Annotated in this window: 21 protein-coding genes and 1 tRNA gene; 5 read left to right on the forward strand and 17 right to left on the reverse strand. The window is 62.3% G+C overall.

Going from position 1 to position 23,167, the window contains the following annotated elements; all coding sequences use genetic code 11:
• Window positions 1-6: 6 nt before the first annotated feature.
• Window positions 7-2,343 (forward strand): hypothetical protein, encoded by a 2,337-nt coding sequence (locus ACZ5YV_RS03955; protein WP_464788673.1) that lies wholly within the window; start codon window positions 7-9, stop codon window positions 2,341-2,343.
• Entirely contained in the window at window positions 2,280-3,887 is a 1,608-nt protein-coding gene (locus tag ACZ5YV_RS03960) for a hypothetical protein (RefSeq protein ID WP_464788674.1), read from the forward strand. Before ACZ5YV_RS03955 ends, ACZ5YV_RS03960 begins: the two co-directional genes overlap by 64 nt.
• Here ACZ5YV_RS03960 and ACZ5YV_RS03965 read toward each other — a convergent pair whose 3' ends face one another.
• From ACZ5YV_RS03965 to ACZ5YV_RS04000, 8 genes are all read right to left on the reverse strand, one after another.
• Window positions 3,888-4,364 (reverse strand): hypothetical protein, encoded by a 477-nt coding sequence (locus tag ACZ5YV_RS03965; protein ID WP_464788675.1) that lies wholly within the window; start codon window positions 4,362-4,364, stop codon window positions 3,888-3,890.
• 5 nt (window positions 4,365-4,369) lie between these two features.
• Complete coding sequence (locus ACZ5YV_RS03970) at window positions 4,370-5,359, reverse strand: hypothetical protein (protein WP_464788676.1); 990 nt, start codon at window positions 5,357-5,359, stop codon at window positions 4,370-4,372.
• A gap of 411 nt (window positions 5,360-5,770) precedes the next feature.
• Window positions 5,771-5,846, reverse strand: a tRNA-Lys gene (locus ACZ5YV_RS03975).
• Between the two features lie 124 nt (window positions 5,847-5,970).
• Entirely contained in the window at window positions 5,971-7,086 is a 1,116-nt protein-coding gene (gene rodA / locus ACZ5YV_RS03980; RefSeq protein WP_464788677.1) for a rod shape-determining protein RodA, read from the reverse strand.
• Window positions 7,086-9,152 (reverse strand): penicillin-binding protein 2, encoded by a 2,067-nt coding sequence (gene mrdA / locus ACZ5YV_RS03985; RefSeq protein WP_464788678.1) that lies wholly within the window; start codon window positions 9,150-9,152, stop codon window positions 7,086-7,088. Before mrdA ends, rodA begins: the two co-directional genes overlap by 1 nt.
• Complete coding sequence (gene mreD / locus ACZ5YV_RS03990; protein WP_464788679.1) at window positions 9,149-9,676, reverse strand: rod shape-determining protein MreD; 528 nt, start codon at window positions 9,674-9,676, stop codon at window positions 9,149-9,151. The genes mrdA and mreD overlap by 4 nt, the downstream gene beginning before the upstream one ends.
• Window positions 9,673-10,587 (reverse strand): rod shape-determining protein MreC, encoded by a 915-nt coding sequence (mreC, locus tag ACZ5YV_RS03995; protein WP_464788680.1) that lies wholly within the window; start codon window positions 10,585-10,587, stop codon window positions 9,673-9,675. The genes mreD and mreC overlap by 4 nt, the downstream gene beginning before the upstream one ends.
• 18 nt (window positions 10,588-10,605) lie before the next feature.
• Window positions 10,606-11,652: a rod shape-determining protein gene (locus ACZ5YV_RS04000; RefSeq protein ID WP_007685698.1), complete on the reverse strand. Its 1,047-nt coding sequence runs from the start codon at window positions 11,650-11,652 to the stop codon at window positions 10,606-10,608.
• Between the two features lie 159 nt (window positions 11,653-11,811).
• On the opposite strand from ACZ5YV_RS04000, the gene mutL reads away from it, so the two are divergent.
• Window positions 11,812-13,590 carry a DNA mismatch repair endonuclease MutL gene (gene mutL / locus ACZ5YV_RS04005; protein ID WP_464788681.1) on the forward strand — a complete coding sequence of 593 codons (1,779 nt, stop codon included), beginning with the start codon at window positions 11,812-11,814 and terminating at the stop codon, window positions 13,588-13,590.
• Window positions 13,591-13,592: 2 nt separating this feature from the next.
• Entirely contained in the window at window positions 13,593-14,129 is a 537-nt protein-coding gene (locus ACZ5YV_RS04010; protein ID WP_464788682.1) for a hypothetical protein, read from the forward strand.
• 13 nt (window positions 14,130-14,142) lie between these two features.
• Here ACZ5YV_RS04010 and ACZ5YV_RS04015 read toward each other — a convergent pair whose 3' ends face one another.
• The 9 genes from ACZ5YV_RS04015 to ACZ5YV_RS04055 all read right to left on the reverse strand — a co-directional run bounded on the left by ACZ5YV_RS04015 (window position 14,143) and on the right by ACZ5YV_RS04055 (window position 22,124).
• Window positions 14,143-14,604: a MaoC family dehydratase gene (locus ACZ5YV_RS04015; RefSeq protein ID WP_464788683.1), complete on the reverse strand. Its 462-nt coding sequence runs from the start codon at window positions 14,602-14,604 to the stop codon at window positions 14,143-14,145.
• A gap of 57 nt (window positions 14,605-14,661) precedes the next feature.
• On the reverse strand, window positions 14,662-15,189 hold the full coding sequence (locus tag ACZ5YV_RS04020; protein ID WP_464788684.1) for a DNA-deoxyinosine glycosylase: 528 nt from the start codon (window positions 15,187-15,189) through the stop codon (window positions 14,662-14,664).
• Between the two features lie 4 nt (window positions 15,190-15,193).
• Complete coding sequence (gene ychF / locus ACZ5YV_RS04025) at window positions 15,194-16,294, reverse strand: redox-regulated ATPase YchF (protein ID WP_464779446.1); 1,101 nt, start codon at window positions 16,292-16,294, stop codon at window positions 15,194-15,196.
• Window positions 16,295-16,363: 69 nt separating this feature from the next.
• Entirely contained in the window at window positions 16,364-17,068 is a 705-nt protein-coding gene (locus ACZ5YV_RS04030; RefSeq protein ID WP_464788685.1) for a DUF2490 domain-containing protein, read from the reverse strand.
• A gap of 61 nt (window positions 17,069-17,129) precedes the next feature.
• Window positions 17,130-18,758 (reverse strand): alpha-D-glucose phosphate-specific phosphoglucomutase, encoded by a 1,629-nt coding sequence (locus ACZ5YV_RS04035; RefSeq protein ID WP_464788686.1) that lies wholly within the window; start codon window positions 18,756-18,758, stop codon window positions 17,130-17,132.
• A gap of 134 nt (window positions 18,759-18,892) precedes the next feature.
• Window positions 18,893-19,462 (reverse strand): aminoacyl-tRNA hydrolase, encoded by a 570-nt coding sequence (gene pth / locus ACZ5YV_RS04040; protein ID WP_464788687.1) that lies wholly within the window; start codon window positions 19,460-19,462, stop codon window positions 18,893-18,895.
• Between the two features lie 146 nt (window positions 19,463-19,608).
• Entirely contained in the window at window positions 19,609-20,223 is a 615-nt protein-coding gene (locus tag ACZ5YV_RS04045) for a 50S ribosomal protein L25/general stress protein Ctc (protein ID WP_464788688.1), read from the reverse strand.
• Between the two features lie 111 nt (window positions 20,224-20,334).
• Entirely contained in the window at window positions 20,335-21,174 is an 840-nt protein-coding gene (locus ACZ5YV_RS04050; RefSeq protein ID WP_464789139.1) for a TraB/GumN family protein, read from the reverse strand.
• A 35-nt stretch (window positions 21,175-21,209) separates the two neighbouring features.
• Window positions 21,210-22,124 (reverse strand): TraB/GumN family protein, encoded by a 915-nt coding sequence (locus ACZ5YV_RS04055; protein WP_464789140.1) that lies wholly within the window; start codon window positions 22,122-22,124, stop codon window positions 21,210-21,212.
• A 163-nt stretch (window positions 22,125-22,287) separates the two neighbouring features.
• Between ACZ5YV_RS04055 and ACZ5YV_RS04060 the strand changes: the two genes are divergently transcribed.
• Window positions 22,288-23,160, forward strand: a complete 873-nt coding sequence (locus ACZ5YV_RS04060) for a glycine--tRNA ligase subunit alpha (RefSeq protein WP_464788689.1) — start codon at window positions 22,288-22,290, stop codon at window positions 23,158-23,160.
• Window positions 23,161-23,167: the final 7 nt, after the last annotated feature.

Below are 23,167 nucleotides of genomic sequence, written 5' to 3' on the forward strand. Positions count from 1 at the left end.
ATCACTATGCCTCTCGTTGACGCCCGCCGCGTTGAACCCGCCCTCGGCACGCTCATCGGCACGGTGCCGCTGCCCGAAGACGTCGAGAACCGCGCTCCGGCTCCGACGCTCTTGTCGACCATCAGCGCGGCCTTCGGTGCCGACAATACCATCGTGAACGCGATCACCTTTGCGCGCGACAGCTTGGCGACACCGAATGGGGTGGAGCCGGGCTATAACCCGTGGAAGGACATTCAGGGCACGCCCTATGAGGATCATTGGGAGAGCTTCACCGGCTCGAACAACCCCCGCTATACCAATATGTTGAAGGCCCGGATCGACCGGGAAGAAGAGAACCGCCGCACCGTGGCCGCAGCGGGGACGACAGGCGTTGTCGCCAGCATCGCGGCGTCGGTGCTCGATCCCACGATCTTGATCCCGATCGGCGGCGAAGTCGCCGCAGCAGGCAAGGGTAGCTATGCAATCGGGCGGGCAGCGCTTCGCGTCGGTGCGGCCGCCGGGGCGTCCACGGCGCTTCAGGAAGGGGTGCTTCAGGCAACGCAGGAAACGCGCACTGCCGAAGAGAGCACATTCAATATCGGTGCGTCTGTCGTGCTCGGCGGTCTGCTTGGCGGCGGTGTCTCCCTGCTCACGCGCGGACAGCAGGACACGGCTGCGGCCGCCCTGCACAATATCGTCACTGCGCAGCCGGGCAGCGTCGGCGCTGCGGCCGTGGAGCACGCCAGCCTGGCCGATCTGACGGTCGCCGGAAATGTCACGGAACGGCTGGCGAACGCGACGAAGGCGATCAGCCCGAACCTGCGCGCCAATTTTCGCGAGAGCGCCGTCGCGCGTTCCGTATCGCAACAGCTTGCCGAAAATACCCTCTATCAGACCATGCACGGCGAAGGGCGCACGGTCGGCGCTGCGGTCGAAACGCTCGCGCGAAGCACCTATAACGCCCGCATGGTCGACGCCGTGAAGGCGCACAACGCCATCTATGCCGACATGAAGAAGGGCGGGCTCAACATGAGCCGTCAGGATTTCGAGGAAGCGGTCGGCGACGCCATGCGCAACGGCGACGCTGGCGGCAATGAGTTCGTGTCTCGCGCCGCGTCGGCATGGCGCGAACGGGTCTTCGAGCCCTTCAAGAACGAGGCTATCAATCTCGGCCTTCTGCCCGAAGACGTCGGCGTCGACACGGCCGCCAGCTATTTCAGCCGTGTATGGAACCGGGAAGCGCTCACCGCGCGCGAGCCGGAGTTCAAGGATATTGTCGGCCGCTTCTATGAAGGCCGGATCGCGCAGGACTATGCCGAGAGCGCCGAAGCGCTGAAGAGCCGCATGGGTGCGCTCGATCAGGAGCTTGCCGATTTGCGCCTGTCGCCCGACGACCGCGCCAAGGCCCTGTCCGACATAGACGAGGCAGACGACGCGCTCGATGCCTCGAACCCCGATCAGATTGATCGTGTAACACGGATCAACGAGCATCGCCGTCAGGCGCGTGCGGCCGATCAGGCGGGAAATCTTACCGCTGCCCGCGAAGCACGCTCACAGGCCGCGAGCGTAGCCGCAGAGGGTGGCGATGGCCTGCGGTCATATCTCGCGCAGCGTCGTGCTCTTCGCGGCCGCCGTCGCAATGTCGATTTGGGCTATGCTGGCATGGTGGAGCGCGCCGACGCGGTGCAAAGCCAGATTGCCGACATTCAGGAGGCGAACAGCCGGAGCCTGTCGCGGCTGATCCAGCGCGGTCGCGTCTTCGAGCGGGAGGCGCAGCGGCTCGATCCGGGCAAGCTGGCGCAAAAGCTCTCCGACCTCCGCACCGCCTTTGCCGAGGTGGTGCAGCGCTCCGAACGGGCGCAGGATCGCATTGCCCGTGCGGCGGAACGGCTTGGCGATGATGCGCCCGCCGCCCTGGCCGATCGGCTGAAGCGGGAAGCGGCCGCAGAGGCCGCCCGGCATGAGCGGTTGAGCAGCCTATCCCGACGCATGGAAGCGGCCGAAGCGCTCGATCCCGACGCGGCCATGGCCGAACTGCGCGATGCGATGGAGGCGGCCGCCCGCGAAGTGTCCGATACGACGCTCGCGCGGGGCGAGCGTGCGCAGCGGTTGCAGGATCGCCTTGCCCGGCTCGATCCGGCGAAGATCGATGCGCGCGTGCAGGCCGTTGCGGAATTGCGCGCCAGCATCACGCGCAAATTCTATGACCGTTGGGAAATCCGGCACCTCGGCGAAGGCGTCGATCTGGCCAGCGCTGCCGGCCGGACTTCACGGCGGCCGCTCGCGACATTGCCGACAGCGTGTTCGACAAGCTCACCGGCCGCGCCACGGGCGAAGGCGGTTCGGCGCTGCCCGAATATCTGACGCCGATCACGCGCGGCCCCATGAAGGACCGGACGTTCAATATCCCTGACGCGCTAGTGACGCAGTTCCTCGACAGCAATGTCCTGTCGGTGGCGGAACGCTACGGCCGCACGATGGCGGCGGAGACAGAGCTTGCCCGTCGCTTCGGCCGCGCCGACATGCGCGATCAGATTGACGCCATCCGCAACGACTATCGCGACCTGCGCGCGGCGGCCGGGACCGACGAGGCCAGGTTGAAGACGCTGGCCACTGATGAGACGGGGGCGATTGGGGATTTAACCGCGATGCGCGACCTTGTGCGCGGCACCTATAAGGCGGCGGAGAACAATGGCGACTTCGGCCGGATCGTCCGTGGCCTTACCGCCTTCAACTATATACGAAGCATGGGCCGCGTCGTGCTGTCGAACCTGTCCGACCTGTATCGCGGGGCGGCATCGCAGGGCCTCGGCCGCTTCATGTCGGAGGGCGTCCCCGCGCTGCTGACGAACCTCGACGCGATCAGGCTGTCGGTCCACGAGGCCCAGCTTGCCGGACAGGTGACAGAGCGCGTGCTTCAGAACCGGCTCGCGACCCTTGGCGAGATCGGCGACCCGTATCGTTCCGGCACCGCGATCGAGCGGCTGCTTCAGAACGGCACCCGCATCGGCTCGACGTGGAACGGCATGTCGATCTTTACGGATGCGTCGAAGGCCATTGCGTCGATCATGTCGCAGAACCGGATATTGCAGGCGGCGGCTGGCCAGGCGGACGATACGCGCTTCCTCGCCTATCTCGGCATCGACAAGGGCATAGCGGGCCGGATCGGCCGGGAGTTCGCGGAGCACGGGCAGACGCTCGACGGCGTGCGCGTGGCCAACACGGAGCGCTGGACCGACGTGGAGGCGATCCGGGTCTATCGTGCCGCCATCTCGAAAGAGGTGGATAGCGTCGTCGTGACGCGCAGCGTCGGCGACGTTCCTCTCTTCGCCCATACGCCGCTCGGCAAGGCGCTGCTCCAGTTCAAGACCTACAACCTCGCCAGCCATCAGCGCGTGCTCCTGCGCGGGATGCAGGAGGGCCGGGCGAACTTCACGAGCATGATGGTCGGCATGACGTCGGTCGGGCTCCTGTCGGCATGGCTGCGCGCCTATGCGGTCGGGGGCGAGCGTTACGAGCGCTTCACGCAGGCGGCCGAGAACCCCGGCTATCTGCTTGGCGAGGCGTTGGACGCATCGGGCTTCTTCGCCCTGCCGATCGAGGCGGCCGCGACGGTCGACACGATGACCGGCGTCAATCCGTTGAAAGACCCGCTCATGGCGGCCTTTCCCGATGCTCCGCAGAGCGGCCAGGGCCTGCGGCGCATCGGCGTCGATCCGGTCGGAAAGCTCCTAGGCCCGAGCGCTGGCCTCATTTCCGACGTGTCGAAGGCCGCAGGCGCCCCGATCGGTGCGGCCACGGGTGACGCCATAACGGACAGTCAGGCGGAAGCGGTGAAGCGGCTGGTGCCGTTCCAATCCTATGTGGGGATGCGGCAGGCGCTCGATCTGCTGACGACGGACGAGTGACTAGGCGGCCTTAGAGGTGCTGACGGCTTTGTCCCGCGCAACCTTCATTTTAGAGAAGGCCGTCAAGCGCTCACCCAATCCCGTCGCATTCTGAGTTTCGTTCATGACGTCGCGGAACCCCGACAGCAGGTCGAGATACTGATCTACTTGCCCGGTCCCGATGAGCGCGCGCAGAGCGTCTGCCTGCGACGCGTGAACACGCACCGCTTGATTGAATTTTTGAAGCGGAGCATCCAGCGCGCGACCATGAGCCGCTGCATCATTCACGTCCGCAAACGCCTGATCGACCGCTATGCCGGTGTCCTGAAACTGATTAACCCGCGATAGGTCTTGCGTCTCGACTGCAAGCTGCGAAGCGGTGCGATAGCTGACATACCAGCCGATCGCGGTAATGAAAAATCCGGCCGCAAGCAGGCTCTTCGCAACGCTCCATACGCGCTGCGGCCAGGCTTTCAGGGCAGGATGGACCAACTGCATGTGCCTTATTTGGTCGCTACAGGCGGATTTTTCAAACGAGCCTCCGTTTTCAGGGTCGCCGAATCGCGTGCGTCGACTGCCATCTTACACGCTTCTTGCCAACCTTTCGCCCCGAGAGCGTCGATATAGCGCCGAACGCTTTCATCGACCTTACCAAGACACTCCGTGTCGGCGTTCCCGACGACCTTCGCCTCGACGTGCGCCGTCTTCGCTTCAGCGAGCGACGGCTGCGCGCTGGCGAGGGTGAAGAGCGCCATAGCCACAAGGGCGAACTCTTTCGCGGAGCGAAGAACAAATTCACCCGGCGAATTGATATTGATCGAAAGCTCGCTTGCATCGGATGCGGTAGCGGCGAGCGCGATCTGATAGAAGGTCTGATCCTTCAAGACATCTGTTTGGTCGGCCTCAACGGCGTCGCGGATCGCGGCCAGGGCCTCGAACCACACCGATACAATCAGATTATCGCGGGAGGTGAAGTGCTGCTTCGTCGTCTTGAAGGATGCGACGTAGAGGTCGCCCGCTGTAAAGTTTTCGTAGGCGATCTCATAGATCGCTTCATAGTTCCGCTTGCCGATATCGAAAAAGGCGGTCTGGCTATGAAGGAGTTGGATGAGTTCGTCGGAAAACAGCCTCTTTGGTAGTCGGCCGAGCCATTTCACACGACGCCCGACGTAGGTGAGGGTCTGGCCGTCGCTATCCTTTGCCTTTATCTCCACGACCTTGCCTGGAGCGTCCAGAAGTTCACCTACGAGGACGTCACGTTGGTAGCCTTCGGCTGGCACGACAATGAGATCACCCTTCTTGGCGGTCTGATACAAGCCAATTGCGAAGGTGGTGTCTCGCCGATCTGTGCGGCTGTATCCAGTTGCGCTGTATCCGGTGCGCTTGGGGACCTTGCGGCCCTTCGCTATCAAATCCGCTTCGCGCTTCTGGCGATCAGAACGGATCGTGTCGACGATCTCTGTGCGCTTCCACTTGGTCGAATCGTCATCCAACCTTCGAGACCAAGAATATCGAGGAAGACGACGCTCTCGTCGCGGACGAGTTCATAGAAACGATAGGCTTTGCCGGGAAAGCACTTGTAGACCTTGTGGTCCTCCGGGACGATGTAGGCGTCCAGAGATACAGTCAAATCCGCCACTATCGACACGCTCCCCCTTTGCGATGGGTAGTTCTTATTCGTTCACGGGCGAAAGTCGATATGAAATGCTAACTCGGTCCAGAACGGGCTCGATGGCGGGCGCGCATCGCCGCTCGGTCGAGAAATATTTCTTACGCCATTTATCCGGGCAGAGACGCTGTAGGACAGCAGAATTTTCGTGGAACACATACGGAATACATGACGCTGTGCTGTATTCCAGCCCTCGCGGGCTTGTCTCACATCTATCTGATTTAATAGGGAAATTTGGTGGACGCACTTGGGCTCGAACCAAGGACCCGCTGATTAAGAGTCAGCTGCTCTACCAACTGAGCTATGCGTCCACACTCGCTTTCGGATCGCTCCGTTTGGAGCCTCGCCTTGGCGTGGCCGGGCGGTTAGCATTATCCTCCGGCTTTGCAAACAGTAAATCACCGCAGTGCGGAAAATTTTGCATCGTGGCTACTTTTAGCCCCAATTTCCGGGCCGTCTCCCGCCCCGTCGGCCAGACCGGTCAATGGCCATGATGATCCCGATGCAGAGCATGACGGTCAACATGGACGATCCGCCATAGGACATGAAGGGCAGGGGAATGCCGACGACAGGTGCCAGGCCCATCACCATCATGAGGTTGATCGCGACATAGAAAAAGATTGTCGTGGTCAGGCCCGCCGCGACCAGCCGGGCATATTTGTCGTTCGCGCGCAGTGATACGCCGATGCCCCACCGGAAGAGCAGCAGGAACGCGCCGATCAGGAATATCCCGCCGACGAGACCCCATTCCTCCGCCATGGTGGCGAAGACGAAGTCGGTATGCCCCTCGGGAAGATAGTCTAGGTGGCTCTGGGTGCCCTTCAGGAAGCCTTTGCCCCAGATGCCGCCCGACCCGATCGCGATCTTTGACTGGCTGATATGGTAGCCCGCGCCCAGCGGATCGCTTTCCGGGTCCATGAAGATGAGCACGCGCTTTTGCTGATAGTCGTGCAGGAAACTGAACGCGATCGGGATGATCGCAGCCATCACCAGGCCCGATCCCACGAACAGGCGCAGCGGCAATCCAGCCAGGAACATGACTGTCACGCCGCCCGCCGCGATCATTGTCGCTGTCCCCAGGTCCGGTTGTACTAGAACCAACGCCCATGGCACCCCAATTAGGACGAGTGCGGGCCATATCGCCGTCCAGCGGCGGATTTCGCCTACCGGGAGCAAAGCATAAAAGCGCGCTACGGCTAGAACGATGATCGGCTTCATGAACTCCGATGGCTGCAACTGCATGAAGCCAAGGTTGATCCATCGCTGACTGCCGCCCGCAACGCCGCCGATCAGTTCGACAAGCACCAGCGAGATTAGAATGGCCCCATAGGCCGGAAAGGCGAAGCGCGCGAAAAGCTCCAGCGGCACCCGGCTGATGGTGAAGGCCATCACCGAAAAGATGATGAACCGCACGCCTTGGTTGATCGCCCACGGCGTGATGCTGCCGCCCGCCGCGCTGTAGAGCACGAGCGTGCCAAACCCTGCGATGGCGATCAGGATCGCAAGTACGCGCCAAGGGAATTCCGTCAGCGGTTGAGGGATAATGCCCATCAGTCGGCCACCGTGCCGCGGCCGGGCGGCGGCGGAGCATCATCTTCTGCAGCGGGCGATGGCGACGCCGGGGTGGCCGTGTTGGTGGCATTCGTCGCCTGGGCGGCATTGGCGGCCTCTGGCGGCGCCTCGCCCTTTTCGATCGCCTTGGCGAGGCGGAACGCGGCCATCTGCCGGGCCATCCGCTCGGCAGGCGGGCCACCCCAGCCTTTTTCTAGCGTCTCCAGCTTTTCTATCGCCTTCGCCTGGTCAAAAAGGAAAGACATGGTGTCGCTGGCGATCATCGGCGCGTCCTCTACCCTGTTGGTATGGCCGCCATGTTCGAGGATGCACGCGATCGCGTAGCGGGGATTGTCGAACGGCGCGAAGCCCTGGAACAGGGCGTGATCGCGTAGCTTGAAGGGTAGGGAAGCGTTGCCGCGCACCCCGCCCGCGCGCTCTGACATGGTGATGCGCCGGACCTGTGCTGTACCGGTCTTTCCTGCCATGAGGACGCCGGGAATGCTCATCCGCGCCGCGCCGCCGGTGCCGCCACCATTGACGACGGCGCTCATGGCATCACGGATAGTGACAAGATGTTGCTCCGCAACGCCGACGGGGGCCGGTTCCGGCCTATGAGCGCCATGGATGAAATTGGGCATCAACTGACGGCCGGTCGCCAGACGTGCCGCCATGACCGCCATCTGGAGCGGATTGATGAGCATATAGCCCTGGCCGATCGTAGCATTCACGGTGTCATAGACCTGCCACTTCTGCCCATATTTCTTGAGTTTCCATGCCGGGTCGGGCACCGTGCCATAGCTCTGGCTGGGGAAGGGCAGGGAAAATTTCTGACCCATGCCGACGCGATGCGCCATGCTGGCAATGCGGTCCATCCCGATCCGCTGGGCCATTTGGTAGAAATATATGTCGCAGCTTTGCGCGATGGCGCCCCGCATGTCGAGCGCCCCATGTCCGCGCTTCTTGTGACAGTGGAACAACGTGTTCCCCACTCTGATCGCGCCGGGGCAGTTCACACGGTCGGCAGGAGAGATGCCCGCCTCCAGAAGGGCGAGCGCGACCATCGGCTTTACCGTCGAGCCGGGCGGATACAGGCCTTGCAACGTCTTGTTGCGAAGAGGGATATGATCGTCGCTGGACAGCATCTGCCATTCCAGATGGCTGATACCGTCGGAAAAGCTGTTGGGATCGAAACTGGGCATGGAAGCCATGGCCAGCACGTCACCATTCTGGCAATCGATGACCACGACCGACCCACTCTGCGTGGCGAGCCGCCGTCCGGCATATTCCTGCAACCCCGCATCGATCGTCAATTTAATGGACTGGCCTGGTGTGTCGGGCCGGGTGGTCAATTCCCGTACGATCTTGCCGCGCGCCGTAACTTCGACCCGCTTCGCGCCGGGCTTCCCCGTCAGTTCCCTGTCGAAAGATTTTTCAAGCCCGTCCTTACCCACCTTGAAGCCCGGCGTGATCAGCAGCGGGTCCCTGCGTTCCTCAAAATCCTTCGCCGAGGCCGCGCCTACATAGCCCAGCAGATGACCCACGGTCGCACCGGCGGGATAGTAACGCGAAAAGCCCTGGCTGGGCGCAACACCCGGCAGGTCGGGCAGACGAACGCTGACCGCCGCGAACTGATCATAGGTGAGCTTTTCGGCCACCTGCACAGGGCGGAAGCCGGGTGCCTTTTCCAGTTCCGTCTGGATGCGCTCCACCTCATCGGGCGGTAGCGACAGAAGCTGCGTCAGGCTGCGGATCGTGCCTTCCGGATCGGTCACGCGTTCGGGGATCAGGTCGACGCGAAAGTCCGTCCGGTTATTGGCCAGCGCGCGGCCGTTCCGGTCCAATATCCAGCCACGACGCGGCGGAATCAGAGTCAGGTTGACCCGATTGCTTTCAGAGAGGAGATTATATTTTTCGTTTTCAGCGACGCTGATCCAACCCATGCGGCCGATCAGCATGGCGCCTATTCCCGCCTGCAACCCGCCTACCACCATCGCCCGTCGAGTGAAGGTGAAGGACAAGGATGCTTCGTTAACGGTCTTACGCTTGAGCTTGGGCAGCTTCATGCCATCACGCGCCAGCGATCGATCCGGGCGCATTGCCGCACCACGAAGGGGAAGAGCAGGATCGTCCAGAGCATTTGTGGCGCGACCAGTTCCAGCTTGATGTTTCCTCCGCCGGTAATCCGCGCAAAGAACAGGCCCCCGGCGATGCAGAAGATAATGGCTGCCGCCGCGATTAGCCAGTCTTGCCGATAGCTGCGCCACACCATGCGATGTTCAACCGCGTCGATGCTGATCAACATCATGGTCCACAGGAACATTGCTGAGCCGATCGGCTGCCCACTCATGATGTCGTCGAACAGGCCGAGCGGAACGCCGATCCAGACGCGCCACAACTCTGGTCGCAGCAATCGCCATGACAGCAATAGCAGCAGGCCGAAGGGCGGCATGACCGGCGCTTGTGCGATTACCGGCAGAACCGTGATGGACGACCCGAGCATGACCGTGATGACTGGCGTCCCTGTCAGCCGAAAATTGGACGGGGTGCGGCCCAGCTTGGGAACATGCTGGAGGTGCGGGTCGATCATGGCGCGCTGGCGTTTGCCGCCGTTTCTGCTGGGGCGGCTTCAGGCATAGTCGGGCTACCGCGCGTCACGACCTCTTCAAAAGAGCGTTCGACTACCACCGCATCTACCTTCGCCGGATTGGCGAGCGGCACACCGTAGGCGATCTCGCCCGCTATGCGCACGACAACCGCAACCGGAATATTGGGTTGATATATACCACCGACACCTGATGTGACGAGGATGTCGCCGGGGCTGAACGGATTTCGGCCCGCCGCTAGCGAACGGATTTCGACGGTTCCATCTCCCAGCCCGGTTGAGATGGCTGCCACGCTGTCCGTAGCGCGGCGAACCGGCACGATGTTGCTGCTATCGGTCAGCAGCAGCACGTCAGCCGTGTTGGGCGTCACGCTGTGGATGCGCCCCACCAGGCCCTCGGATGCACGCACGGGCATGCCGGGACGGACGCCTTGCCACCGGCCGGCGTTCAGGCGGGCGAAACGGCGAGCGCTGGAGGAGGAGGAGGATATCAGCCGTGCCGTGAGCAGATCGCTCTGATCTTCATCGACCAGTTTCAACAATTTCTTGAGGCGCAGATTTTCCTGCGCGATCGCCTTCGCCTCGATGATGCGGTTGCGATCCGCATCCACCTGATGGCGCAAGGCGATATTCTGTGATCCGGCACGCCAATAGGCGGTCAGCACATCGTCCAGCGAACTTGCCCCGCTTACCATGTTGCGCAGGCCGAGCGACGCGGGGCGGGAGATTTCCGCCGTAGCCATACGGATCGCCGCGAACCCTGTGGGATCGAAAATTGCCACGGCGACCAGCAGCAAGCCAGCAGCCGCACCCGTCACCGCCACAACATAGCTGGCAAACAGGCTGTACTGCGCCTTGCGGTTATGGCCGGGACGTCGGCTGGATGGCCGCGCCATGCTGTGGTCCCCCTGACCTTAAGCGGTCTGCAGCACGCCTCGGAAGATCGGGTCCTCCATCGCGCGGCCGGTGCCGATAGCAACGCAGGTCAGCGGATCTTCGGCGATCGTGACGGGCAAGCCGGTTTCGTCACGCAGTTCATCGTCCAGACCCTTCAGCAGCGCGCCGCCGCCAGTCAGAACGATGCCCTGATCGACAATGTCCGCCGCCAGCTCCGGCGCGGTATTTTCCAGAGCGATCCGGACACCCTCAACGATGGTGCTGATCGGTTCCGCCAGCGCGTCCGCGATCTGCCCCTGATTGATCGAGATTTCCTTGGGCACGCCGTTGACGAGGTCGCGACCCTTGATGTGAATGGTTTCGCCCACGCCGTCTTCGGGGGGCTGAGCCACGCCGAACTGCTTCTTGATGCGCTCGGCGGTGGCTTCACCGATCAACAGATTGTGGTGACGGCGCACGAATGAAACGATGGCTTCGTCCATCTTGTCACCGCCGACGCGTACCGAGGTGGTATAGGCGAGGCCGCGCAGCGAAAGCACCGCGACTTCGGTGGTGCCGCCGCCAATGTCCACGACCATCGAACCGATTGGTTCGGTCACTGGCATGTCGGCGCCGATCGCGGCGGCCATCGGTTCCTCGATCAGGAAAACTTGGCTCGCGCCCGCATTGCTCGCCGCATCGCGAATCGCGCGGCGCTCGACGCTGGTCGAGCCGGAAGGAACGCAGATCACGATCTCAGGGAAGCGCCAGGGGCGCGACTTGCCGCCATGCACCTTCGTGATGAAGTGCTTGATCATCTGTTCAGCGACATCGATGTCGGCGATCACGCCATCACGCAGTGGCCGGATCGCCTCGATCGAATCAGGCGTCTTGCCCATCATCAACTTGGCGTCGTCGCCCACGGCCTTGACCCGTTTCACGCCGTTCAGTGTCTCCACCGCCACGACTGATGGCTCATTCAATACGATCCCGCGGCCCCGCACATAGACGACGGTGTTCGCCGTGCCGAGATCGATAGCCATATCCTGGGAGGAGAGTTTGAAAAGTCGCGAAAAGATCGACATGCCTGTTCCTGTTCAGCCCGCCTATCCCGGCGACGCGAACCGGGGCGTTCGGAGGTCCCTGCCACGTTCCGGCGTCCCTGTCATCATCCTCTGTCGGGAGGTAAAATTTTCGGGGGCAACGGCTCGCGGAAAGCGCTCGCTTGGGCTAGTCACTAATCAATGTCAATACGCCGCCTGCCCGAACATCTGGTCAACCGTATCGCTGCCGGTGAAGTGGTCGAAAGACCCGCCAGCGCGCTCAAGGAAATTGTTGAAAACGCTCTGGATGCCGGGGCAAGCCGCATTTTCATACGGTTAGGCGGTGGCGGGCTCGACCGGATAGAGGTCAGCGACGATGGCTGCGGCATGGCGCCTGACGAGATCGCGCTGGCGCTGGAGCGACATGCGACCTCGAAACTGCCCGACGATGCGATCGAAAATGTATCGACATTAGGCTTTCGCGGTGAAGCACTGCCATCCATCGCCAGCGTTGCCCGGCTTTCCATCGACAGTCGCCCTAAGGGACAGGACGGCTGGAATCGCACTGTCGATAATGGCGCGCTGCTGTCCGAAGGTCCCGCCGCCCTGCCGCCGGGCACCCGCGTGGCGGTGGAGCAGCTTTTCGCGAGGGTGCCCGCCCGGCGCAAATTCCTCCGGTCAGCCAAGGCGGAATATGCCGCCTGCCTCGATATCGTCCGCCGCCTGGCAATGGCCCATCCGTCTGTTGCCTTCACTATGGAGCATGACGGCCGCCGGGTCGTGGCCGTGCAGGCAGGAGAAGCGCGGGAAGATCGGGTGGCCGTGCTCACGGACCGAGCGCTTGCCGAGAATCATGTGATCGTCTCGCTAGACCGGGAAGGCGTTCGCTTGTCAGGCGTTGCCTCGCTCCCGACCTATAATCGCGGTGTGGGCGATCATCAGTTCCTCTTCGTGAACGGCCGCCCGGTGCGTGATCGCCTGCTGATAGGAGCGGTGCGCGGTGCTTATGCCGACATGCTGGCGCGCGACAGGCATCCCGTGGTCGCCCTGTTCCTCGACGTTCCCCCGCTGGAGGTGGACGTGAATGTCCATCCGGCAAAAACCGAGGTCCGCTTCCGCGACCCGGCGATGATCCGCGGCATGATCGTTTCGGGTGTACGGCGGGCACTCGATGCGGAAGGGTTCCGATCCGTGCAGCAGGCCGACCCGGCGAGCCTTTCCGCCTGGCGGGCAGAGCCTGTGTCGCCCACCCCCATCAATGCGCTCCCCATCTTCGAAGCTGCCTCAGCATCCTACACGTCCCCCGCCGCCGCATTCGCCGATCGCCGCCCTTCCTTCTTCGCTCCCCCGCCGCAAGCGCGCGCGGAACCCGCTGCTGCCCCTCCGCCGGAAGGAACCAGCTTCCCGCTTGGCGTGGCGCGTGGGCAGGTGGCGCGCACCTATATTGTCGCAGAGGCTGAGGACGGGCTTGTGATCGTCGACCAGCACGCCGCGCATGAACGCCTGACGCTTGAACGGATGCGCCGCGCGATGGAGGGGCAGGGCGTCGCTGCGCAGGCGCTGCTACTGCCCGAGGTGGTCGAACTGGACGAGCCTGCTTGCGACCGCCTCGAAACGCGTATCGATGAGTTGCGCGACTTCGGCCTGGAACTGGAGCGGTTCGGTCCCTCCGCCATGCTCGTGCGCGCGGTTCCCGCAATGCTGGGGCAGGGCGACGTGCAGGGGCTCGTCACCGACCTCGCCGATGATCTGGCTGCCTATGACGATGCTCTGTCCTTGAAGGAGCGGCTCGATCTGGTCGCGGCGACGATGGCATGCCACGGATCGGTACGCGCCGGTCGTATGCTGAGCGTCACGGAAATGAACGCGCTGCTGCGGGAGATGGAAATCACGCCACGCAGCGGCCAGTGCAACCACGGCCGTCCGACATGGGTGAAGCTGGGTCATGGCGACATCGAGAAGCTGTTCGGGAGGAAATGATCATGCGCATGATCGCCTGTTTGGCTGCCTTGAGCCTGTCCGCGCCCGCCCTTGCCGCAACGCACGGCGGTGACCCATGCCGCAATGCGCCGCTTCCCCCCGAGCCATGGACTAGCTGGAACCAGAGCGGCACGGAGACAGCGGCGGGCGAAGCAGCTTCCGCGCCCCGGCTGATCCTCGGCAAGCCCATCGTCGCAACCTTGCGTCCTTCAGCGCAGGTCCAATATGCTGTGAAACCGGCGCGTCGGCAGCCTAAAAGCTATGGCGGCCTATTCAGCCTGGCGATCAAGGCGCCTGCACGGGTGGGCATAGGCCTGTCCGGCCCCGCCTGGGTCGATATTGTCACCGGCCACAGCGCAGTCGCGTCTTCCGCCCATGGTCATGGCGCCGCATGTTCGGGCATTGCGAAGATCGTCTGGTTCGATCTGCCGCCCGGCCTGCACCTCGTTCAACTGTCGAACTCGTCAGCCAGTCAGATCCGCCTAATGGCTGCGGATGCCCTAGCCAACCAGCCGCTGCCGCCAAAGCGCGACAGATAGGCTACCGATCCGTTCAGATCGGACGCGTGCGAAACATCGTGATCGGCATCAGCGTCATAACTGGTTCGTTATGCTGATTGAAGATGGTCACCTTGCTCTTGATGATGCCCATCTCCGGCCTGCTTCGCGAGGCCTTCTTTTCCACGACTTCTGATGCGCCCCGCAGCGTGTCGCCGGGCCTGACCGGTTGCAGCCAGCGCAGTTCATCGATGCCCATGGCACCCAGGCTTGCATCCTGATGTCCGCCAGCCTGCATTTTCGCGACGAACATCTTCATGAACAGAGCAGTGGTGTGCCATCCGCTGGCCGACAGGCTACCAAAATGCGTTTCTGCCGCAGCTTCGTCTGAAAGGTGAAAGGGCTGGGCGTCAAATTCAGTGGCGAAGGCGATGATCTCGTCCCGGCTGACGGTGATTGAACCGAACTCCAGTTTGCTGCCGACTTCCACATCTTCGAAATAGACAATCTCGCTCATGATCCAGCACCTCTCATGTTGCAGACGATCTAAGTGAGCCTTACGTTTACGTCAATGTTAGGGTGACGCGATCCATTGGCGCAGCGTCCGCCATAGCTCTGCCTTCTTGTCGCGGGATAGCATGGCGTTAGCGCCACTGCTGGATGGCAGGTCGATTAAGGACAGTCCCGTGTCGGCGCCGATCTGTCGGCGGCCATGCACCGACGCCGTCTTGCCGTTGAAGGCAATCGCCCGCAGCGCAGGCAGGCGCGCGATAAAGGCGCCTAAATCCCGAAGTTCCGCGCCACGGATCGCGCTGTCGAGGCTGCCTTCCCGATCTGCGCTCTCGATCACATCCCACAAACCAACGCCTCGCGCACGCAAATGCTTCAGCCGCATGGCATAGGGCAGGGCGCGCAAATCCTCCCCCAGCACATCCCCCATTAGCGACCAGAAAGCGTTGCCGCGATGGGCATAATATTCGCCCTGCCTGATCGAGGCATCACCCGGAAGGCTGCCGAGAATCAGCAGTGTCGTGCGCTCATCGACACTAGGCGGAAAAGCGGCCTTGCGCTGGGCCGGGATCTGGCCGGGCCGCAGCGTCACGACGTCAGACGTTGAAGCGGAACAGCATGATATCGCCGTCCTGCGTCACATAATCCTTGCCTTCGGATCGCCACTTCCCCGCTTCCTTGGCACCGGCTTCGCCATTGAACTGGACATAGTCGGCATAGGCCATGGTTTCGGCGCGGATGAAGCCCTTTTCAAAATCGGTATGGATTGCGCCGGCCGCCTGGGGCGCTTTCGACCCCTTGGTCACGGTCCAGGCGCGTGCTTCCTTCGGACCAACGGTGAAGAAGGTGATGAGCCCCAGCAATTCATAACCCGCCCGTATGATGCGGGCGAGGCCTGCTTCGGTCAGGCCCAGAGCTTCCAGATATTCGGCGCGCTCTTCGACCGGCATGGTGATCAGCTCGGCTTCGATCGCGGCCGATACGATCACTGCCTTTGCGCCCTCTGCCGCCGCCTTCTCGAAAACGCGGGCGGAGTGGGCATTGCCCTCGGCCGCCGCCTCTTCCTCGACATTGCAGACATAGAGGACAGGCTTGGCGGTCAGCAGCTGGGCCTGTTGGAAAATGCGGGCTTCCTCGTCGTCGGCGGGCTGCGTCAGCCGCGCGGGCTTGCCGTCGCGCAGCAGGTCCAGCGCTTTGCCCAGGACGGACGCCGCCACCTTTGCTTCCTTGTCGCCCTGCGCCGCCTTCTTGGCGAAGTTCGGCACGCGCTTTTCCAGGCTTTCCAGGTCCGCCAGCATCAACTCAGTCTCGACGGTCTCCGCGTCCGCGATAGGATCGACCTTGCCCTCGACATGGGTGATGTCGCCATCTTCGAAGCAGCGCAGCACGTGGACGATGGCGTCCGTCTCGCGGATATTGGCAAGGAACTGGTTGCCAAGCCCTTCGCCCTTGGAAGCACCGCGCACCAGACCCGCAATATCGACGAAGGACAGCTGCGTTTCGATGATCTTGGCGCTGCCGCCAATCTTGGCGATGGTCTGAAGCCGGTCGTCGGGCACGGCGACGCGGCCCTCATTGGGCTCGATCGTGCAGAAGGGGTAGTTCGCCGCCTGCGCCGCCTGCGTTTCGGTCAGCGCATTGAACAGGGTGGACTTGCCCACATTGGGAAGCCCGACGATACCGCAACGAAAACCCATGGAACTGCCTTCACGTCAAAATGATGGCCGGGCCGATAGCCTGTTCCGCGTCCGAAGGCCAGCCTGTGCTCAGCGTCGGAAGAACAGCGTGACTGAGGCAACATGGTTCATGCGCTCGTTACCGCCCCGCTGGTTGATGATCTGATTGAGGTAGCCAATCTCGGCCGTGGACTTGGCCATCAGCTTGACCTCCGCGCCGACAAAGCTCCGCAACTGGTCGAAGCCCGCTCTCTGTCCCCAATCCGTGCTGTTGATCGCGGCAAACCCCTCCGCATAGACCAGCGCGTTGACGGCCTGGCTGCCGGGCTTCAGCGGTTTTTCATAACGGAGCATCTCCCGCAGCCGCCATCCCATGCCGCTGCCGTCAGAACGCCAGCGCTGCTCCAGCCGCGTGCGGGACGAAAGTTCGCCGTCCCACGGCTTGGCAATCGTCCAGCTGATCTGCTGAAAACTACGCTCTTCATTGACATCGCGCCCGCCTTGCGAGGGCAGGACGATATGCAAATAGCCCTGATAGACGGACAGCTGAGGCGACAGCTTCCAACCCACCGCGCCACGCAGGAGAGTCTGGTCGGCCCGTGAGGCGCCTTTGCCGAACCGAGGCTGGATCTCGGCGAAATAGATGAGGCCGCCGCTGACCGGCCCCATGGCCGTCAGGTTGAGCCAGACCTGCTCATCTTCGGCTGTAGTGGCATGCGTAGCAGCGCCAGTCAGGAGGGTGCAGACGCCTAAAAATGCGCGGAAAGAACGAGCGATAGTGCGGGAGCGAAACATGGCGCGTCCCTAGTCTTTCGCTCTTGCCGTCCCATGTCCCTCGGATAACTTTTTATGTCTGTCAGGTGATCACGCTCGGCCGGTCCATGCTGGTAAATCCGGCAATATCCGCGATTTCTTGCGCGGCTCGGACCAGCGGCGCGAGGGCGTCGGCGGTTCCCATGCCAAGGTTGCCGTCACGATCTACGTAGCGTTCAATATAGACGCGCAAGGTAGCGCCTTCGGTGCCGGTGCCGGAGAGACGAAAAACGATGCGCGAACCATCCTCGAACAGGATGCGGATGCCCTGATTGTGACTGACGGATTGGTCGGTAGGATCAGTATAGGCGAAATCATCCGCGCTCTTCACCGTGCCGCCGCTATTGGAGGTGCCGGGCAGAGTGAATAGTTTGTCCCGCAATGCCAACATCAGCGCATCGGCTCGGTCCTTGGCGATGGCTTCATAGTCATGGCGCGCATAATAGTTGCGGCCGTAAATAGCCCAATGCGCCTGCATAATCTCCGTCACGCTTTGCCTGCGGGCCGCCAGGATGTTGAGCCACAGCAGTACGGCCCAAATGCCGTCCTTCTCACGGACGTGATCAGAGCCGGTTCCCGCGCTTTCCTCGCCGCAGATCGTCGCCATGCCCGCGTCGAGCAGGTTGCCGAAGAATTTCCATCCGGTCGGCGTCTCGTAAAGCGGAATGCCCAGCTTTTCCGCGACCCGATCCGCAGCGCCGCTGGTGGGCATCGACCGCGCGATGCCCTTGAGGCCCTTCGCATAGCCGGGCGCGAGATGCGCGTTGGCCGCCAGTACCGCGAGCGAGTCCGATGGCGTCACATAGCAATTGCGGCCGATGATCAGGTTGCGATCGCCATCGCCGTCCGACGCAGCGCCGAAATCGGGCGCGCTTTCGCCCATCATCCGGTCGTACAATTCCTTTGCGTGGACGAGGTTTGGGTCGGGATGATGATGACCAAAGTCGGGCAGGGGAATGCCGTTGCGCACGGTTCCCGATGGCGCCCCCAAACGCCGCTCGAAAATCTCTGTGGCATATGGGCCGGTGACCGCGCTCATCGCGTCGAAGGAGAGGGTGAAGCCTAGGGCGATCATCTCCCGGATGGCTGAAAAGTCGAACAATTGCTCCATCAGTTCGGCATAAGCGGCAACGGGATCGACCACCTCGACCGTCATTCCGTCAAGCTGGATCGTGCCGATGGTGTCGATGTCGATGTCGTCCGCACCGACGATGCGATAGCTGTCGATCTTGAGCGTGCGGGCGTGGATAGCGTTCGTCACTTTCTCCGGCGCGGGGCCTCCATTGCTCACATTATATTTGATACCGAAATCCTCGTCCGGGCCTCCGGGATTATGGCTGGCCGACAGAACCAGACCGCCGAACGCGCCTGACGATCGGATCAGATGCGATGCCGCAGGGGTCGACAATATGCCGCCTTGACCGACCAGCACCCGGCCAAATCCATTTGCCGCGGCCATCTTGAGCACGATCTGGATGACTTCGCGGTTGAGATACCGGCCGTCGCCGCCGACTACCAAGGTCTGTCCTACAAATCCGGTCAGGCTGTCGAACACCGACTGCACGAAGTTGGCGGCATAATGCGGCTGTTGAAAGACGCGCACCTTTTTGCGCAGGCCGGATGTGCCCGGCTTCTGGTCATCGAAAGGCTTAGTCGAGACGGTCAGTATCACCTGTATCCCTTTGGGAAGTGGAGCAGGCGTCTTCTATGGCCCGGCAATGCTGCACTGCGCAATCCATTCCCCTGATTTCACCGCACGGACAGGGCGGCGGAACGGACTTTCACCTATTAGCGCGTGCCTACGGATCAGTCCGCCAGTCGAAGCGCAACCTCATTCATGAAGCGCGCGTCGTCGCCCTTGGCCAGCCATTCGGCTTCCGCGCCGATCGCGCCAAGCATGTCGGCGAGCGCATCCATCTCACTCTTGTGATAATTGCCAAGCACATAGCCATGCACCCGGTCCTTGTGCCCCGGATGCCCAATTCCAATACGCACCCGCCGGAAGTCCGGGCCAATATGCGCATCCGTCGATCGCAGGCCATTATGGCCCGCGTTGCCGCCGCCGCGCTTCACCTTTACCTTCAGCGGTGCAAGGTCCAGTTCGTCATGAAAGACCGTCACGTCCTCCGGCGCCAGCTTGTAGAAACGCATCGCGTCCCCGACTGACCGGCCGCTTTCGTTCATGAAGGTGGCGGGCTTCAGAAGGATGATCTTCTCAGGTCCAATGCGGCCTTCCTGCACCCACCCCTGGAACTGCTTTTTGGGCGGGGAGAAGCGGTGCATGTCGGCGATGACGTCGGCCGCCATGAAGCCGACATTATGCCGGTGCATCGCATATTGGGTGCCCGGATTGCCCAGCCCGACCCAGATCTGCATCCCACGTCTCCAAACAAAGCGAACCCCCGTTCGCCTGAACCTGCCGAAGGACCTCTCTTCCTATTCCAAGAAAAGAGGCGGGCCTTGACAAGCTCAGCCCGAACGGGGGTGAGCAAACCGGTAATCGGTAAGCCTGGGTGAAAGGCTTATTCGCCTTCCGCCGGAGTTTCGTTGTCGCCCTCGGCGCTCTTCATGGCAGAAGGAGCAACGATGGTCGCGACGGTGAAGTCGGTCTCATCATGCGCAGCCTTCGCGCCCTTGGGCAGCTTCACCGAGCCGATGTGGATCGATTCGCCCACGTCGAGACCCGTCAGGTCAACAACGACGTCGTCGGGGATTTCGGCCGCATCGACGATCAGTTCGATCTCATGCGCGACGATGTTGAGCACGCCGCCCTTCTTCAGGCCGGGCGATGCATCTTCATTGTCGAAGCGAACCGGCACGTTGACGTGGACGGTGGCATGTTCCGAAACGCGCAGGAAGTCGGCGTGCAGCGGGCGATCGCTCACGGGATGGAAGGCGACGTCCTTGGGCAGGGTACGAACCTGCTTGCCGCCAACCTCGACCATGACGACCGAGTTGAAGAAGTGGCCGGTGCCGAGCAGCTTGTTGAGGAGCTTTTCCTCGACGTGGATCGACTGCGGTTCTTCATTGTTACCATAGATGACGGCGGGTACGCGGCCCTCACGGCGGAGAGCGCGGGAGGCTCCCTTGCCTGCCCGATCGCGTGCCTCTGCCGACAGCGTAAGCTGCTCGCTCATTGCGTGTCTCCAAAAGCTGATATGTCAAAACTTCCCGTAACGCCTCCAGGGATGACCATCACGGGAAGGCGGCCCTGTAGCAGAAAGGCGGGCAAAGGCAAGGGCGCGGCGCTATTGCACCCGCGTCACCTTGTAGCCGCGCGCCTGAAGCAAGCCGACAAGATTGTCCCGCCCGGTAAGATGCCCCGTGCCCACCGCGATGAAGGGGCGCCCCTTCAACTTCGTGATAGCCGCGCTCCAGTACCGATTGCGGGCAATCAACACCGCCTTTTCGACCACCGGGTCGGGCTGTTCTCCACCCTGATCCTCCCGCGCAATCGCGGCCATGTCACCCTTCAGCCAGGCATGAAGAATGCGCTCATACAGCGCCTTCATCCCCTTGGCCTCCGCCACAGTTTGGGTCAGCAGCTGCCGCTGGGAGGCCTCGGGCAAGGTGTCAAAGGCGCCGAACTGTCGCGCGACTGTCTCCAGTCCGCCAATTGGCTTGCCCGCTTCCTGAAACGCGGCGATCAGGACCGGCTCGACACCCGCGTTGGCGCTCAGGTGCAGCGATTGCTGCGCCGCCGCTGAAAGCAGCATTGCGGCTGCCCAGCTTTCATATCCGGACAGAAGCTGCATATTGGCGCCTCCCTCGCCAGCAATCCGCCGAAGCTCATCCCGCTTGTCCGCAGGCACACGGACTTCGAGCGTGGGGAGGTCGGGGCTGCGGCCCATCTTCTCGAACAGCGCCCTCGTTCGTATCTGGTCCTGAATTTCCGCGGATTCGAGCACCAACTGATCCGAAGCGTCCATCGCCTGCTGGATATTCTCTGTTCGCCAGCCGACCCCGTTGGGCAGCACATGGATCGTCCCGAACAGCCATCCATCGACCCCATGCCCCTGCACTCGCCACAGGGCAGGCCCGCCGCCTTTCGGAGGAGAAACCGGCTCCGGCCCGCACGCCGCGATCATCAGCAGCGCGCACACGCCCAGCCATCGCAGCAAGCTCACTCGGCGACCCTGGCCGATGCGACGTTCATTTCCCTCAACTGCTCCTGCACGCTGCCCTTGCCTGCCAGATGCCCCGCGCCAACGGCGATGAACACCGTTCCGGGTCGCGCCAGCCCGTCCTTGATCCACTTGGCCCAATTCATATTCCGCTGAATCAGCAATATCTGAGCCAGTTCCGGCGTCGCATCGAGCGATTCGTTCATTTCAGCGGCCAGCTTGTCCGGATCGCCCTCCTGCCAGTGCGCGATCAGGCTGGAGAACTCCTTGTCCATGTCCGGCAGGCCCTCCACGGTGGCGTTCAGGAACTTCACCTGGCTGTCCATCGGTAGTCCGGCGAAATAACCCAGTTGCTGCTCCACCGTCTCCAGCGCGCCTATCTTCTTGCCTGCAGCCTTCGCCGCCGCCGTCAGTGTCTTCTCCGCGCCAAGGTCCGCTTGATATCCCAGTTTTTCCAGTGGCTTCACCGCCAGCGCCATGCCAGCCATCCAGGGATTGAACGGCTCGAACATCTGCCATGGCAAGCCGTTCGCCGCCATCGCCGCCTGATATTTGCCCCGCATGTCGGCATTCAGACGATGCGAAAGCTTCACCCCGTCACGCGCCAGCGCCGTATGCGCCATGGTCGCCGCCATCGCCTGTGGATCTTCCGGCTCCACAATCTCCAGCACCAGCTCGTCTGACGCGTCGAATGCCTGCCTGATCCTGCCTTTGAACCATTCGGTCCCGGGTTTCAGCACATGGACCGTGCCGAACAGGTAGATGGTGGTATCCTCATCCTTCACCTGCCACAGGGCGGGCGTCACATAAGCGGTCTTCGCCGCTGGCGGCCGAGCGGCGGCCTGTTGTTCCTGAGTGCAGCCACTTAGCAGCAGCAAGCCTGCAACCATCAAGCGCGAAAGCGACCATTTCATACCGGCTATCGATCCATTGCGAAGAGTTTCGCCATATCCATGCGGGGCAGGCGGCGTTTGGGCAAGCGGATTAACCGCCTTCAAGCCCGCTTTTCCTTGACCCAAAAGCCCTCCTGCGCCAAGGCGCGCGCGATCAAACCGTCATTTTCGCAAGGGACCGTCCGTGGCGACAGGCAAGCCGCTCTCCTTTCAGGACCTGATCCTGACCCTGCACGCTTATTGGGGCCGCCAAGGCTGCGTCATCCTGCAACCCTATGACATGGAAGTCGGCGCGGGCACGTTCCACCCTGCCACCACCTTGCGCAGCCTTGGCCCGGATGCCTGGAATGCCGCCTATGTGCAGCCCAGCCGCCGCCCGACCGACGGCCGCTATGGCGAAAACCCCAACCGGCTTCAGCATTATTACCAATATCAGGTGATCATGAAGCCATCCCCGGCGAACCTTCAGGAGCTGTATCTGGGGTCACTGGTCGAAATCGGCATCGACCCGCTGATCCACGACATCCGCTTCGTCGAGGATGACTGGGAAAGCCCAACGCTCGGCGCTTGGGGCCTTGGCTGGGAAGTTTGGTGCGACGGCATGGAAGTCACCCAGTTCACTTACTTCCAGCAGATGGGCGGCTTCGATTGCAAGCCGGTCGCTGGCGAGCTGACTTACGGCCTCGAACGCCTCGCCATGTATATCCAGGGCGTCGATAGCGTCTACGACCTGAAGTTCAACGACGCGGGCGTCACCTATGGCGACGTCTTCCTCGCCAATGAGCAGCAGATGTCGAAATGGAATTTCGAGATCGCCGACACGGATAAGCTGTTCCGCTGGTTCAAGGATGCCGAAGCCGAGTGCAAGGCCTCGCTAGAGGCAGGCGTGCCGCTCGCCGCCTATGATCAGGCGATCAAGGCAAGCCATGTCTTCAACCTGCTCCAGGCGCGCGGCGTCATCTCCGTCCAGGAACGCGCCAGCTACATCGGCCGCGTCCGCGAGCTTGCGAAAGGCTCCTGCGAAAAGTGGATGGAAGTAAACGGGTGGGCCGCGTGATAGCGCG

The organism is Sphingobium sp. TomTYG46 (assembly GCF_055396345.1).